This is a genomic window from Paraliobacillus salinarum, assembly GCF_014083865.1.
GTDB classification, from domain to species: domain Bacteria; phylum Bacillota; class Bacilli; order Bacillales; family Amphibacillaceae; genus Paraliobacillus; species Paraliobacillus salinarum.
Map to the genome: position 1 here is coordinate 1 of NZ_JACEFA010000011.1, position 15,558 is coordinate 15,558.

9 protein-coding genes and 1 rRNA gene are annotated in these 15,558 nt (G+C 34.4%); 4 read left to right on the forward strand and 6 right to left on the reverse strand.

Going from position 1 to position 15,558, the window contains the following annotated elements; genetic code table 11:
* Positions 1-125 (reverse strand): 16S ribosomal RNA (locus tag HP569_RS10540); the annotation flags it as partial.
* A gap of 273 nt (positions 126-398) precedes the next feature.
* Positions 399-623 (reverse strand): hypothetical protein, encoded by a 225-nt coding sequence (locus HP569_RS10545; RefSeq protein WP_182201141.1) that lies wholly within the window; start codon positions 621-623, stop codon positions 399-401.
* Between the two features lie 155 nt (positions 624-778).
* Between HP569_RS10545 and pdaB the strand changes: the two genes are divergently transcribed.
* Positions 779-1,543 carry a polysaccharide deacetylase family sporulation protein PdaB gene (pdaB, locus tag HP569_RS10550; RefSeq protein ID WP_182201142.1) on the forward strand — a complete coding sequence of 255 codons (765 nt, stop codon included), beginning with the start codon at positions 779-781 and terminating at the stop codon, positions 1,541-1,543.
* Positions 1,544-1,649: 106 nt separating this feature from the next.
* Entirely contained in the window at positions 1,650-2,297 is a 648-nt protein-coding gene (gene gerD / locus HP569_RS10555) for a spore germination lipoprotein GerD (RefSeq protein WP_182201143.1), read from the forward strand.
* A gap of 71 nt (positions 2,298-2,368) precedes the next feature.
* Here the strand turns inward: gerD and HP569_RS10560 are convergent, their stop codons facing one another.
* The 3 genes from HP569_RS10560 to cwlD all read right to left on the reverse strand — a co-directional run bounded on the left by HP569_RS10560 (position 2,369) and on the right by cwlD (position 4,964).
* Positions 2,369-2,944, reverse strand: coding sequence for a hypothetical protein (locus HP569_RS10560; protein ID WP_182201144.1), 576 nt, complete (start codon positions 2,942-2,944; stop codon positions 2,369-2,371).
* 172 nt (positions 2,945-3,116) lie between these two features.
* On the reverse strand, positions 3,117-4,163 hold the full coding sequence (locus HP569_RS10565) for a P-loop NTPase (protein WP_182201145.1): 1,047 nt from the start codon (positions 4,161-4,163) through the stop codon (positions 3,117-3,119).
* A gap of 90 nt (positions 4,164-4,253) precedes the next feature.
* Complete coding sequence (cwlD, locus tag HP569_RS10570; RefSeq protein WP_182201146.1) at positions 4,254-4,964, reverse strand: N-acetylmuramoyl-L-alanine amidase CwlD; 711 nt, start codon at positions 4,962-4,964, stop codon at positions 4,254-4,256.
* Between the two features lie 236 nt (positions 4,965-5,200).
* On the opposite strand from cwlD, the gene HP569_RS10575 reads away from it, so the two are divergent.
* Positions 5,201-8,245, forward strand: a complete 3,045-nt coding sequence (locus HP569_RS10575) for a hybrid sensor histidine kinase/response regulator (protein ID WP_182201147.1) — start codon at positions 5,201-5,203, stop codon at positions 8,243-8,245.
* 48 nt (positions 8,246-8,293) lie between these two features.
* On the opposite strand, the gene HP569_RS10580 is transcribed toward HP569_RS10575, so the two are convergent.
* Complete coding sequence (locus HP569_RS10580; protein WP_182201148.1) at positions 8,294-14,071, reverse strand: SpaA isopeptide-forming pilin-related protein; 5,778 nt, start codon at positions 14,069-14,071, stop codon at positions 8,294-8,296.
* 330 nt (positions 14,072-14,401) lie between these two features.
* Here HP569_RS10580 and HP569_RS10585 point away from each other — a divergent pair, with 330 nt between their 5' ends.
* Positions 14,402-15,529: a response regulator gene (locus tag HP569_RS10585; protein ID WP_182201149.1), complete on the forward strand. Its 1,128-nt coding sequence runs from the start codon at positions 14,402-14,404 to the stop codon at positions 15,527-15,529.
* Positions 15,530-15,558 lie beyond the last annotated feature (29 nt).

Here is a 15,558-nt window from a genome sequence, read left to right on the forward strand (position 1 = left end):
CCCGTCCGCCGCTCGTTCCACAAACGCACACCCCGAAGGGTGATTGTTTGCTTCCCGCGCTCGACTTGCATGTATTAGGCACGCCGCCAGCGTTCGTCCTGAGCCAAGATCAAACTCTCCATAAAATTATGAAGTGCGCTTAATGCTCACTCATTACTTGACTAGCATGTTACTTCTTAACATATTGGTTGTTTTGTTCAGTTTTCAAAGATCAATTTTGTGCCGTCTGTTTTGACGACGAAATATAATATATCACGCTTTTAAATAAGTGTCAATAACATATTTCAAAAAATAAAATCATTATTTATTTTGTTCGATTTGTTTTGACAACAAGACATAATATAGCATAGGAAAATACATTTTGCAATAAGTTTTTTTACATTATAACAAAAAAACTCTTAATTCATATGCTTTGTATTTGCCGGTATATATTTCATTATTTCTTCCTCATTAGCTACACGGCGAAACAGGTTAAATAATACTTTATATCGATCGAACATTGCTGTTCTTACTAATTTATCTAAACGATTATCTTCCATATCAAATAGCAGTTCTTCTAATTCCCGTTTGATTAAATACTCTATTTCATTTTTTTCTACATTATTTATTAACATACCTAACATATGCACGCCTCATTTCCTCATAGCCTATCATGACTCTTAACTTTGATAACTTACTTTTTATAATTCTCTTTTTTATCTATCATTAAACCTTTTTTAATCATAATGAAAAAATTAATTCATACAATATAGCAAGTCCACGAAAAGGAGCTCGTATAATGACACACTTTTTTGTATTTAAACTTAAAAAAACTAAATCGATCGCATTATTATTATTGTTGTCTTTGTGTACCGCTTTATTTATCTGGATTGAATCGGAAAGTGATTTTTCTGTTTTCTCCAATAAAGAGAACCCGGCTGCATTAAGTCAAGGGAATCCTAAAGATTCTTCCATTGCACTAACCTTCAATATTAGTTGGGGAACAGAAATGGTCGAGCCTACATTAAAGGTATTAAAAGAACACAACGTTACAACTACTTTCTTTTTAGTCGGCGAATGGGCTGAGCATCATCCTGACTTAGTAGAAAAAATTGAAGCAGACGGACATGAGATTGGCATGATGGGTTATCGATATAAAAGCTATGTCACTCAAGAAATTGAACAGGTTAGAAAAGATTTGGCAAAAGCACGAGATGTCTTTTCTTCATTAGGTTATGCTGACTTGACTCTACTTCGCACACCTAGTGGACACTTGAATGATGATGTGATGAAGCTTGTGGAGAGCCAGGGATACGATGTGATTCAATGGAACGTCAACCCCAATGACTGGAAAAACCCAGGTGAAGAAGCAATTGTTGATCACGTTCTCAAAAATACCGATAACGGCGATATTATTTTATTGCATGCATCTGACTCAGTAAAGCAAACACCAAAAGCTTTAGAGACTATCTTACCTACTTTAAAAGAAAAAGGCTTATCTTTTGTAACCATTTCAGAGCTAATCTCACACGCAAAAGCAAAAAATAAAGAAGTAGCAGATTAATCCTATGTAAACAATATCCTTTCTCATTCCTTCTTTTTCATACATAAAAAAAGCGATTTTTCATCATATTAAACAATAAGAAAGAAAGAAGAAAGGAAACAACGAAATGAAAAAATTATATATCATTATATGTAGTTGCTTACTTCTTCTCTCCGGATGTAATGGCGGTGGTGAACAATCCGGCGGAAATCAAGAAACATATGATACCACTAAAAAAATGGTTACAGATATTTTAAAAACAGATGAAGGAAAAAAAGCCATTACAGATGTGCTGGCAGACGAAGAAATGCAAAAAACGTATGTTATTGAATCAAATATCGTAAAGGAAGCTGTCACAAAAGCTTTGTCGTCTGAAGAAGGAAAAGCTTTTTGGGATAAGATGTTTGCTGATCCTAAATTTATCAAAGGATTTTCTGAATCATTAATGGAGCAACAAAAAGAGATTCAAAAGGGATTAATGAGCGATTCGGAATATCAAGGAAAGATGATGGAGCTATTAGCTAACCCTGAAATGGAGCAACAGATAGTAACAACCTTAAAGGGACAGAAATTTCGCGAGCACTTAGAAAAAACAATCCAGGAAACGATGAACTCCCCTTTATTTAAAGCTGAAATGACCGATGTGATTTTAAAAGCCGCGCAAGAAATGAAATCTGATCAAGCTGGTTCCGACCAAGCAGAACAAAAAGATTCCTCCGATTCTGGAGGGGAAAACAGTCAGAAACCCGAACAATCAAATGAGCAGAGTGGGTAATGCATCCACTCCCATATAAAAAACACAGACCTTTACATATAAAAGGCTGTGTTTTTCATATGCACTCAGAATTAACGGTCTATCGACTCAAAAAGACCAGCGTCTTGTGTAAATTCTAAATAACTAATTTTATTTTCCTCATTTACATTAACAAGACCTAAAACTTCTAGTTCCTCTTGTTCTGCGTAAGATAAATGAATAGTAAATCGATAGGTACCATCAGCATGATCGCTCTTTTTGAGAACCAAATCTTTTATTTCAAAGTTAACATTAGCGTAGTACGAAAATGCTTTGAAAGGTAAAAAATATGCTGTAATATATTTTTCATACACCGCTTCGGTTAAATACGGTTTATATTCTTGCTCCAGGTATTGCTCTAGTTCTTTGTCTTCTTTGGGTGTAAAGTTCTCGTTATTACCGATAACACTAATATTTTCTGTTGATTCTAGTAAACGAATTAATTCGGGATCGACCTCTGAAAATTGTGCAGTCAACACATGCTCAATCACTTCTTGTTGCTCTTGATTTTTACTTAATAAGAAGAAACCAACAATAAGCAACAGGACAACTAGCCCTATGCCGAGTAAAACGAACCGTAAAGAGAACTTTTTGTTCCCCATCTCTTTTCCTTCGTTTCTATCTTCCATTACGCATATCACACCCCGTTATTTTTCGGAAAATTCTAATTACCTATATTTTACTATATGTAATATAAAAGTTAAATATGTTTTTGGATTTTTATAACAAAAAAACCTGAAAAATAGCTTTCTTAAAAAAGTCTACTTTGCAGGTTTTACACTCAACATATCATATATACTATTAAAAGTGCTCAATCACGTAGGAAGCAATTTCTTCATAAGCATTTGCTATTGGATGATTCTCTTGATAAATAGAAGCATGAGAACCTTCTTCTTCATAGGGTTGTGCTAAAGGCAATTGTGCAAGAAGTTCAGTTTCTAGTTCTTCCGCTAGTTTCTTACCGCCACCTTGCCCAAATACATACTCACGTTCACCAGTAACCTTACTTTCAAAATAAGACATATTCTCAACTACGCCGATTATTTCATGATTTGTATTTATCGCCATTTGTCCTGCCCTAGCCGCTACAAATGCTGCAGTAGGATGTGGAGTAGTCACAATTAACTCTTTTGATGATGGAATCAAATTATGTACAGATAACGCCATGTCACCCGTTCCCGGAGGCAAATCCAATAATAAATAATCCAATTCATCCCATTCCACTTCGGTAAAAAAGCTTTTTAGCATTTTACCAAGACGAGGTCCTCTCCATACGACAGGAGAATTATCCTCTACAAAGAAACCCATCGAAATCATCTGTACACCATATCGCTCTACTGGAACGATTCGGTTTCCCTTTAATCTAGGACGATTCGTTACACCCATCATATCTGGTATACTAAACCCATAAATATCCGCGTCAATTATTCCAACTTTCTTACCCAATCTTGCAAGGGCGACTGCTGTATTCACAGTAACAGTAGATTTTCCAACCCCGCCTTTACCGCTTGCTATCGCTAAAAATTTCGTTTTTGAACGGCCGCTTAACAATGTTTGTTTTCCACTATCAGTGGCCGCTTGAAATTTTTCCAATACTTCCTCTGGTAATTGAGTAAATCGTAAACCAACAGTTGGTACACCTGCTTGCTTTAATATATTAACGATTTCTTGCTGCAATTGCATTTGTTCGGCCGTATTTAACTTAGCAATTGCTATCTTTACGCTGACGTGCTGCTTTTCTTCTTTAACAATTACTTCGACTAAGCCATCTGTTTCTGCTAAAGTTTTATGTAAAAAAGGATCCTTTACTTCATTTAACCGTTCTACTACCTCTTCTTTTGTAAGCAAAATGACACCTTCCTTCTTAGTTCAACAAAATTTGTTAGAAGTAGTATAGCATATTTTGATCAAATACGTTGGATATTAAAGCAACTCTTTCTATTCCGCTTCTTCTGTCACATAACGTAAAATACCTTCATATAAGCTTGCAGCCATTTTTGATTGATAATCTGTTGATTTTAATAAATCTCGTTCATGTGTGTTGGATAAAAAGCCAAGTTCAACTAAAGCACCAGGAACTTCCGAATATTTTAATAAATAAACGCCATTAATCGCCAAAGCTTCTCTATTCGTATTCTCTAAGTTACGTTTTATCTCATACTGTAACGCTTTTGATAAATGTTCACTTTCTTTTAATGATGGATAATAAAAAGTCTGCGCACCACTCCAACGCGAAGAAGGCACCGCATTTAAATGAATACTAAGAAAAAAATCAGGCCCTTTTTCTTTAATAAAAGCAACCCTTTGCTTTAAATCCTCGGTTTTACGTTTGGATAAACCGTTAGTGCTCTCGCTAGCTAAATCTCGATCACTTTCTCTTGTCATATAAACTAAAGCACCTGATTGCTGTAAATAATCCCTTAGTTTATTCGTGACTTCTAAGGCAATTTCCTTTTCTTTTGTATCATCACTACCCTCTGCCCCACCGTCCACACCACCATGACCCGGATCTAAGACAATGACCTGACCCGCCAATGGTAAAGACCAGGAATCCCAAGAATCAGTAGTCTTTTGAATTGGATATTGAATAAGGATAACTAATAAAATGGCACCACTAACCCATAGCGCTACTTTGGTAATTTGATTCATTTATTTCCCTCCCAAACCGAAGCCTATGCTTCACTATATGGGACAAGGCTTTGAAATATACCAAATAAAAGACCTTTCTGCCTCCGGGAATGAATAATACGGAAGCATTGGTGGAAAAGGTTGAGCACAACTAATGTAAGGTGATGATTAAAAGCACATACTAAAGTAAATTTATCTTGTTGCTCCTGTTAATCTATTGCATACTAGATGTACTACTACACAACAAGGAGTATGGAATGGCTAACAAAAAAAATTCTAAAAAAACAATTATATTATTTATTCTCATAGTCATGGTTGTGTTATCTGCAGCAAGAGTAGGGTGGATTTATTCTCACAAATTACCAAGTACGCCAGAAATACAAAACGGTGTATTAGATCTAACTGATTGGTCTTTTTCAGATCATGGGGTTGTTGCTTTAAATGGAGATTGGGAGTATTACCCTAATACATTTCTCACACCAAAAGAGACAGGAAATTATGTGGCAGAATCCATATATTCTTCTGTACCAAGTAATTGGGAGTATCAACTAAGTACTGATGAAGAACAATTAGCTTATGGATACGGAACCTATCGATTACAAATAAATTTACCTAATCGAGATTCAAACATCTATGGTATACGTGTTAGCAATGCAATCGCAGCAGCGAATGTGTTTATAAATGGAGAACTAGTCAGTAGTATAAATGAGCCATCACGTTCGCCAGTAGCTAACATTACGGATAGAGGTCCGTTTTTTGGAAACTTCTACACCGAGGAACAGACTCTTGATGTCGTTATTCATCTATCAAATTTCAACATTCCTTTTTTCAAAGGATTAACCGAACCCGTTACCTTTGGATTAGAAGAAGACGTTTTTAAGCATCACAATGAATCAGCTACTTTACAAGCAATTATTAGTATCATGATTTTTTTACATGCGGTGTATGCAATTATCTTATTAATTATAGGTAAAGGCGAGTTCCGTACCGCCATTATCTATTATGGTTTAATGTTACTCTTCTATGGAACTGGGAACTTAATAGATGATAATGTAGTAGTTCAACTACCCATACCTATGGAAATTTCATATAAACTACTGTTATTAATTTTTATTAACACACTAATGGCGTTACTTCTATTTGTAAAAAAAATATATGCCATTACACATCGGTCTTTTCATTTTTTCACTATTACTTATATTTTAATTGTATTAGGTATCGTGTTTGCTCCCTTTCACCTATACACATATTTAGGTTTGATTATTTTTCCTTTTTATGCAATTGCAACAATTTATCTATTTATTCAATCTTTCCGTTATATCTTAATTGGAAAAGAAGGTAGTATCTTTATCTTATTATTTATATGTAGTTATACATCGAATTCGGTTTGGGGCTTCCTTATTAAGATGGATATTGCCACAATACCTTATTACCCGTTCGATTTCTTACTAGTTGTTGTATTCATTACCCTATGGTTATTTAAGCAACAGATAGTTATGATGCGTACGAATAAAGAACAAAAAATTGAATTACAACACCAAGATAAGAAAAAAGATGCCTTTTTAGCACATACATCTCATGAAATTAGAAACCCACTTTATGCAATTATTAATATTGCTCAAGTACTATTAAGAGAATCTAATCATATGACTAGCGAAGAAAAAGAAAAGCTAAAAGCACTTATAAATACAGGAAATCAGCTCACACACACATTGAACGACATGCTAAACATTTCGAGAATTAAAGAAAACAAAATAAAAATTAATAGAATAAATGTGGATCTGTATCGGGTGGCAACTAGCACAATTGGGCTGATCAAATACCAAGCTGCAGCTAAAAACGTTACGATCCATGTAGACAATAGAGAAAATTTTCCTTGTGTTTATGCAGATGAAATTTTAATCACTCGTATTTTTTTCAACCTACTTGATAATGCAGTGAAATATACTGAAGAAGGTTCTATTTATGTATCATCCGATATAAAGGAAGGCATAGCTTACATTACTATTCAAGACACAGGAATCGGAATTAGCGACGAAAAGCTAAGCAAATTATTTAAGCCTTATGAAACATCTAATGAACGTTCCTTTACCACAAGTGGAATCGGCTTGGGCTTGTATCTATGTAAGGAGTTAATTAAATTAAACAATGGTAGTATTAAGATTGAGTCAACACTTGGCAAGGGTACTTCAGTAATATTTACCTTGCCTGTATCTCCATACTCCTTAACAGAGGTAAATCAAGGGAATGAGGAAATAATCTCTAGCTTTAACTTTCAAGAAAATGTGCTAACAAGAAAAAGGGCTGCTATTAAGTTCTTAGGACGAATCTTAATTGTCGATGATGATCATATTAATCTACACACACTAACCTATTTATTAGAAAATAAATATGATGTTGTTACAGCTGTAGATGGAAAGAAAGCTTTAGAAAATTTGAAAGGACAAACATTCGATTTAGTTATTTCAGATATTATGATGCCTGCCATGTCAGGTTATGAGTTAACAGAAAAAATTAGAGAACAATATACAATCTCACAGTTACCCATATTATTACTAACCGCATTACATGAAATCGAAGACATTGAACATGGCTTTCAAGTAGGAGCAAATGATTATATAACAAAACCCGTAAACTATGTAGAATTAGAAGCCCGAATAGATGCTTTAATTATGCTAAAAAATTCAGTAAACAAGCAATTACAAACAGAAGCTGCTTGGTATCAAGCGCAAATGCAGCCACATTTTCTATTTAATACTTTAAACGCTATTATCTCCCTTAGTGAGATTGATCAAAGCAGAATGATAGACTTACTTGAATCATTTACCGATTTTCTAAGACGAAGCTTTCATTTTTCCAACAGTTCGGAACTAGTGTCAATGAACGAAGAACTTTCACTTGCAAAGTCATATGCAAACATAATGGAGACACGCTTTCAAAAGCTAAATGTCGTTTGGGATGTTCCAACAGATTTAGAAGGACTTATCCCTCCATTAACGATTCAACCGCTTGTCGAGAATGCGATTAATCATGGGATCTTAAACCATCGAAGTGATGGGACAGTGTCTATTACAATTACAGAAAATAATGACCATTATTCAGTAAGCATTAGCGATAATGGGGTCGGAATGGATAAAGAATATGTGAAGCAAATATTAGATTACAATACTTCAGAGGGACTAGGCGTTTCTAACACGAATCGAAGGTTGAAGCAGCTATATAATCAAGAATTGATCATTGTGAGTGAACTGAATAAAGGAACAACAATTAGCTTTTCCATCCCTAAAAATTCTAATAAATAATGCAAACAACCGTCTGTAGACGTTATACAGACGGTTGTTTTTTAATGACTATTCTTTTTTCGTTCTACGATTAGCAACCATGTAAATCGCAAAACTTAATAGCAACATGACCAACCCAATTAACATAAAGTTGAACATATTTGTGGCTGTGTTTGGTAATTCATTAGATTCAGGTATTTTTTTATTTTGCACTTCAAGTTCTAAGATTTCTTTTTGTCCCTTTTCAATAGTAAATGGAATAGGCGTTTCATCTAATTGATAACCAGACGGTGCTTTTGTTTCTACCAGTTGATATTTACCTGGTTTTAAATCAGTTATTGTAAGCTCTCCGTCACTGTTTGTTGTTAAGTCGCGCTGTAATGTTTCACCATCACTATTTCGCAACTCAAACACCGCTCCTGCTAGCACCTCTCCATTCATATTTACTTTCGTTATACGGACAGAACCAGTGGATAACTCATTTGTAATTTCAATTAATGTTGGATCTGTTTGCCCTAACTCAATCTCAAATGAGACTGGCTCTTCATTTAATACATAACCATTAACTGTTTTTATTTCCACAAGCTGATAATCGCCTGGCTTTAATTTGGAAATAGAAAATCTACCATTTTTGTCAGTTCTAATATCTGCTTGTAAGACGGTTCCTTCCGCGTCAACCAAATCAAATACTACACCCTCCAACGGTACACCATCTTCTCCTTTTTTCATTACCTCGACTGCATTTGTTGAACGTGCGTTTTCATGTTCAAGCTCTAATACTTCTTGTTGATTAAATGCAATGGTAAATGGTAATGGTGTCGCATCTAGTTCATGACCAAACGGCGCCGTCGTCTCAATCAGCTGATAATTGCCTGGTTTAAGTTCATCGATAACGAGAACCCCAGCTTCATTGGTTACTAAGTCTTTAGCAAGCTCATTTCCTTCTTCATCTGTTAATTGGTAAACTGCACCTTCTAATGTTTCTCCTTCTTCACCGAACTTAGTTAAAGAAGCAGAACCCGTTGTCCATTCATTTGTAATTTCAACTAAAGTACTTTCCGTTTGCCCTAATTCAATCTTAAATGAAGTAGGTATCTCATCTAATTGATAACCAGGAATTGAAGCTTTTTCAACAAATTGATAGCTACCAGGTTTTAAGTTGTTCACAACTATTTTTCCTTCATCATTTGTTGTTAAACCAGTTTCAACCTCTTCTCCCTTATCCGAAAGCAAATCAAAAGTTACACCGGCTAAAGCATCTCCACCTTCCCCGATTTTTGTTAACTCAACAGAACTCACCGAACGCTCATTTACTTTTGAAACTTCTTTTATTTCTTGTTGATTAAATTCAATAGTGAAGTCCACCGGCTTTTGATCTAGATCATGGCCAAATGGCGCTTTCGTTTCAATAAACTGATAATCGCCTGGCTTTAGATTATTAACTACTATTACGCCATTTTCATTTGTTGTTAAACCAGTTTGCAGATCTTCGCCTGTATCATTAACTAATTTAAATACCGCACCTTCTAGAGTTTCTTCTTCTTCTCCAACTTTTGTTAACTGAACCGATCCAGGTGTCAATTCATTCGTAAAATCAATTGTTGAAATTTGTGATTCTGTTTGACTTTTAACAATTTCAAATTTTTTCACGTCTGGATTTAACTCATAACCTGGTATAGAAGCCGTCTCAACAAACTGGTACTTTCCTGGGCTTAGTCCAACCTTTTCAAGCTTTCCATCTTTGTTTGTTTTTAAATTATCAAAAATGGTATTACCTTCTTGATCTTGTATCTCAAATGTAACCCCCTCTAGAGGCTTTCCATCTTCACCTAGCTTTTCTAACCGAACGGATCCAGTAATCAATTTATTGTTTGCTACTTTAGTAGCAGTTTCTGTTTGCCCTTTTACGACCACTACTTCAATTGGTGTACTGTCTAGTTGATAGTGTTCAGGTGCTTTCGTTTCAATGAATTTATATGTTCCTGGTCTTAGATCATTTACAACAATTTTCCCATGTTCATTTGTTGTGAATATATCACTTTTATCACGTATAACATTATTGCCTTGATCATCGACGAGGTTAAATTCAGCCCCTGCCAGTGGTGCATTATTGTTATCTGCATCTACTTTTGTTAGCTCAACAGAGCCTAAAATAATATTATTTTTTGCTGTTTTTTCTAATACTTTTGTTTGATCCGTTTCAATAGTGAACGAAACGGATTTATCCATGTTTTCGTAACCGAACAATGGTTTAGTTTCGACAAAACGATAGTTTCCTGGTTCAAGATTTGAAATTTTAATTTTCCCGTTTTCATCTGTTTCCAGACTTTCATATCCAGGAACAACTTCATCATTCTCATCTTGCAATTCAAAGATTACCCCTTGTAAAGCCTCTCCAGTCTCTGCGTCTGTTTTTATTAGCTCTACATCACGAATGATTTTGGCATTGGTTATTGTTTCGTTAATCGTATCAGCGTCTACTTTTACTATTTGCTGATCATTGATACCGACAACATAACCTTCTGGAGCATTGGTTTCTTTTAATATATAGTCTCCGTAAATTAGTTTATTAAAAGTTACCGTACCATCTGCACCTGTCGTCTCTTTCTTAATAAATTCTGTATTATCTGCATTCCATAATTCAAATGTTGCTCCTGATAATTTTTCTGAAGAATCATCTTTATTCACTTTGGTAACTATTAAACTACCAACATTACCATCAATTCCTCCACCAATACTACTCATATCTATTGCTTTGTTTACAGAGTCAGAGTGCTTAAATCCTTCTGCTGTAATACCACCCAACTTAATCTCATTCGTTATGTTTTTATTCGTGTCATCAACAAACATGATTCGCGAATCATATTCAAGTACATAGCCTTTTTCTACAGAATTAACAAATTCAAGAACAAAACGATCACGTTGGTCTTCTGTTTGTGTGTATTCAATTGTATAGTCTGTTCCTTCACTTAGCTTCGTTGATAGATCTTTTACAATTTTATTATTCTCTACTTTTGTACCATAAATAACAAAAGAGTCTGGATATAGTGATTGATTTACACCTAAAGTATCCGTAATCTCAACATCATTCACTTTAGATTGTGAAAAATTAATATCTACTGTCCAATTGACAATACGAGGATTGTCATTATTTTGATTAGCTGACTTGTCAACTAACGTACCACCCTCATGCGGTGACACCGTTCCAGTTAAATCAAATTGCTGACCTGTATCATCTTTGATTGTTGCAGTGTTATTATACGTACCTTCTACCATTTCACCGTTCAAATCAGTTTCAAATTCGATAAGATATGCTTCGGTTATAGTGTTTTTGAAATGCACTTCAAAACCTGGTTGGCCATTTTCTACAACTTCTATAATATCGTACTGACTTGAGTCAATCTCTTCTCCTCGTGTAAAGGAATTAGCTTCTGACCCGCGATTCATTGCATACACTTTGACCGTATTGATATCAAAGTTTTGGTTTTTCTCAATGATATCACGCACTACTGGGTTTACAAGTGTTGTGTCATTATAGTTTATGCCAATTTCCCAAGTAACTGTCTTGTTGACAACATTATACGTTCCGCCTTTAAAACCATTTTCCTTTGTATAACTACCAGGATCAAACGTAGCGCTTCCTGTCTGTGTTTGATCAATATTGTCTGTTGTTTGCCAAGTAGCATCCACAATATTCTTGTATGAAGCACCATAACCAGCGACGTCAAAATCTATATCTGTCGTATAACTAATATCAACACGTTTTGTTATTTGCGTTAAGAAAGTTATTTTAAAAGCTTTAGATGCTTGATCAAATGTTGCTTCATATTCCGCATTTGACAGCAGAGTGCCACCATGTTTGATAACGATATCGTCTACTCGAGGTGTAAAACCATCAGGCATCGTGTCCTCAATAATAAGGTTATTCATTTCATACTGATCTTTGTTAAGCGAAATCGACCAATCTTTTGTTTTCGCCTTATAATCAGCGGCTTTTCCCGTTTTAATTAAAACCCCTTGCTTAATATTACCGGTACTAGTCACTTCATTATTGTTACCATCTACTACTTTATTCGTTACGCTGAAATCACTTTCTACTCGATCACTTACAGTTGTTTGATAATCAATAATAAACGGCTGTCCCTCAATATCACTATTCATATTAATTTTGAAACCGTTTCGCAACTCACTATCTACGTTTTCCTGAACAGGAGTAAACGTATAATTACCAGCAGGAACAGGGTCTCCTTTTGTCGCCTCACCGGTATTTGGATCAATGGAAGCATAGTAAACAGCCACATCACCTTTTAACTCTTGATTTTGACCAAAAATATCTTTAATATGTGCATTTGCTTGTTGAATGTTCTTTTGGTTGAAATTATATTTAATTTCCCAATCAATCGTTTGTTCTACCCCATTATAATTACTGTTCGATTTTTCAAGGGGCTTACCACGCTTCACTGTTTGGCTAGCTGTAGCAGATATTTCTTCTAAGTTATCGCCTGATAACAGTGCTGTGTTCTTATACTTTGTTGCAGTATCATCCGGATCAACAGCAGTATCATATACAATACGATATGCATCAGAAATATTCCCAAGTTGTAAGTCGAATTGATCACCAAATGTATGGTCCGTAATCTCTTCTCCAACACTTGCAACTGTACCATCCGCATTCATTGTCAGCTTATAAACTTTTAACGAACCAGGTACAAAAGACTGTCCAGCACTTAAGTTGTCTTTTAATATACCATTCTGAATATCTTCTAAACTTTTATTAAAATCTACTTCCCAAGTTATTGTTTCCGTATTATAAGGACGATCTACATTCTGTACACGCTTATCAATTCCATTTACAGATGGCTGAAAACGAACAGGAAAATCAATCGATCCCTCTCCTTTGACCGGGATAGAAATTTGTTGATCAGCTTCTTCGGCAAAGTGTTCATCAAAGAGTGACTCTAACTCGATCCACCCAACTACATTGGAGTTATTTTCTATTTCTTCGTTAAAAGTGATTACAATCTTATTATCATTTGTTACAACAAAGCTGCCAAACTCTACTCCCAACTCATTTGTGAGCGGTATAGGATCGGGATTGGGTGATACCGTTAAGAATTCCGGTAAATCTATAGTATAACTCGATCCACCCGTATAGGAATGATTATCTGGTAATGAAAATTCGTAGTTAAATATTGCTTTAAATTCTTCAAATGGCGCTACAACATTAATAACCTCATTTGGATTAACAATTTGAGGTTCACTATCTTTCTTTTGAATTTTCAGAGTTACATCATCAATAATACTTTCACTGATTACTTGATTCGTAACTTGAGTCTTCACTACCTCTGTCACTTTTTTATTTTTTTCTAAATCGCTATCCCTTGATTCTTTCGTAACATTTAGATCTTTATTTTGTGTCGATTTGTCCTCTTCAGACGTTTCTACACCGTCGTTTTGTTGATCTTGACTAGAACCAACAACCTTAAGATCTAATACGCCGTGTGCATCTGGGTTTTTAATTACTTCTTCATTAAATGTAAAAGTAATCATATTATTTTTTGTTTCATAGTTTCCAATATCTGTTCTTTCATACGTGACTGCACCATTATTTGGTTCTATATCTATTGGTGCTTCCAAAGTATATGAATCATTTGCTTCTACTAGTTGATCAACAATAGACCAATTAACCTGTAAAAATTGTCCTTCCTCTCCATCCATCACAGTTACTTCTTTAAAAATAGTACCTTCCATTTCTTTTGCTTGTGTTATTTGTGGAGAAACAACACTAGAAGTAATGGTTTGCAATAGAATTAGAAATACCAAAAATAAACTTGCATTCTTTTTCACTGCATTTTCCCCTCTCTTTTAATAATTAATGATCCTAGCAAGTAGCAATTTCTACTTTCACCACAATAAAAGTATTGATTTATGTAGTATTAAAATCTAAATGTAATGATTTTTCATAAATGCTGAATCAACTCTTTTTTCAAGTTTCCATCCAAACATTCCCTTTTATTTGTTCTAGACAATCAATGAAACTATATTAAAATTAACTATACAAATTCTTTACACATCAAAAATCTGTACAAAAACTATACATAAGAACGCCATTTTTTCACTTAATATGATATAATTATTGGAATAATTATTTAATTTATTGGAAAGGTGGTAATCTTTATGCAAGCAATTTTGGTTGACGACGAACATTTAGCATTGGATTTGCTATCTCATCAACTTAAAAAGTTTACTACAGTTAATATTATTGGGTGTTTTACTGAGTTTGATGTAACTCAATCAGCAGAACTTTTACAAAATACTAATATCGTGTTCTTAGATATAGACATGCCCAATAATAATGGATTAGACTTAGCCGAAAAAATAACAGCTATAAATCCTTCTATATCAATAGTTTTCGTAACTGCTTATGATGAATTTGCGATTAAAGCATTTGAATTAGATGCATTAGATTACTTACTGAAACCAATAAAAGCTGATCGATTAAAGAAAACAATAGATAGAATTTTCCAAAATGAATCAAAAAGAAAAATGGAAGCTCCCACCGAAGAAGAACTTATTATTAACGTTAGTCACGAATTATCTTTTGAATTAAGTCAACAAACAATATCAATCAAATGGCGTACAAAGAAATCTAGAGAATTACTTCTATACTTATTACACCATCGGGGAAAATCGATTCATAAAGCAGAGCTGGTTGAGTTATTTTGGCCAGAAAGCAAAGATCCCTTCGCTCAGCTCTATACAACTATTTATCATATTCGAAAAAGTCTGGCGGAATTCAAGAATTATATTCAGATTGATAACAAAAATGATTACTATCAATTGCTATTAACAAATACAAAAGTTGACCTTTTTGAATGGGAAAAAAGAATGAAACAACTACTACCATTAACTAATGAAAATAGCGATACTTTCGAGAAAACAATGAAGTTATATAAACACGCTTACCTAGAAACATACAATTATGTCTGGGCTGAGTCAGATAGATTTCGTTTGGAGCAATTATGGCTTAATTATGCATGGAATATCGCCATGTGGTATCAAGAAAAAGGAAAGATCCATAATGCAATTACTTGGCTCCAACGTATAGTTAACACAAAATCGGACCATGAAATGGCACACTTTTCATTATTAAAGCTTTACAGTCAATTAAAAGAAATTAATTTGGTAAAAACCCAATACAATACCTTTACTACTATTTGTGCTGACATGGGAATTAAAGTGAGTGACGAAATTCGCCAGTGGTACAGTGAATGGGAAAAAGAAAATACTACTCTTTTCTCTTAATTAATTTCTTACTGAATAAAAAAACTTCC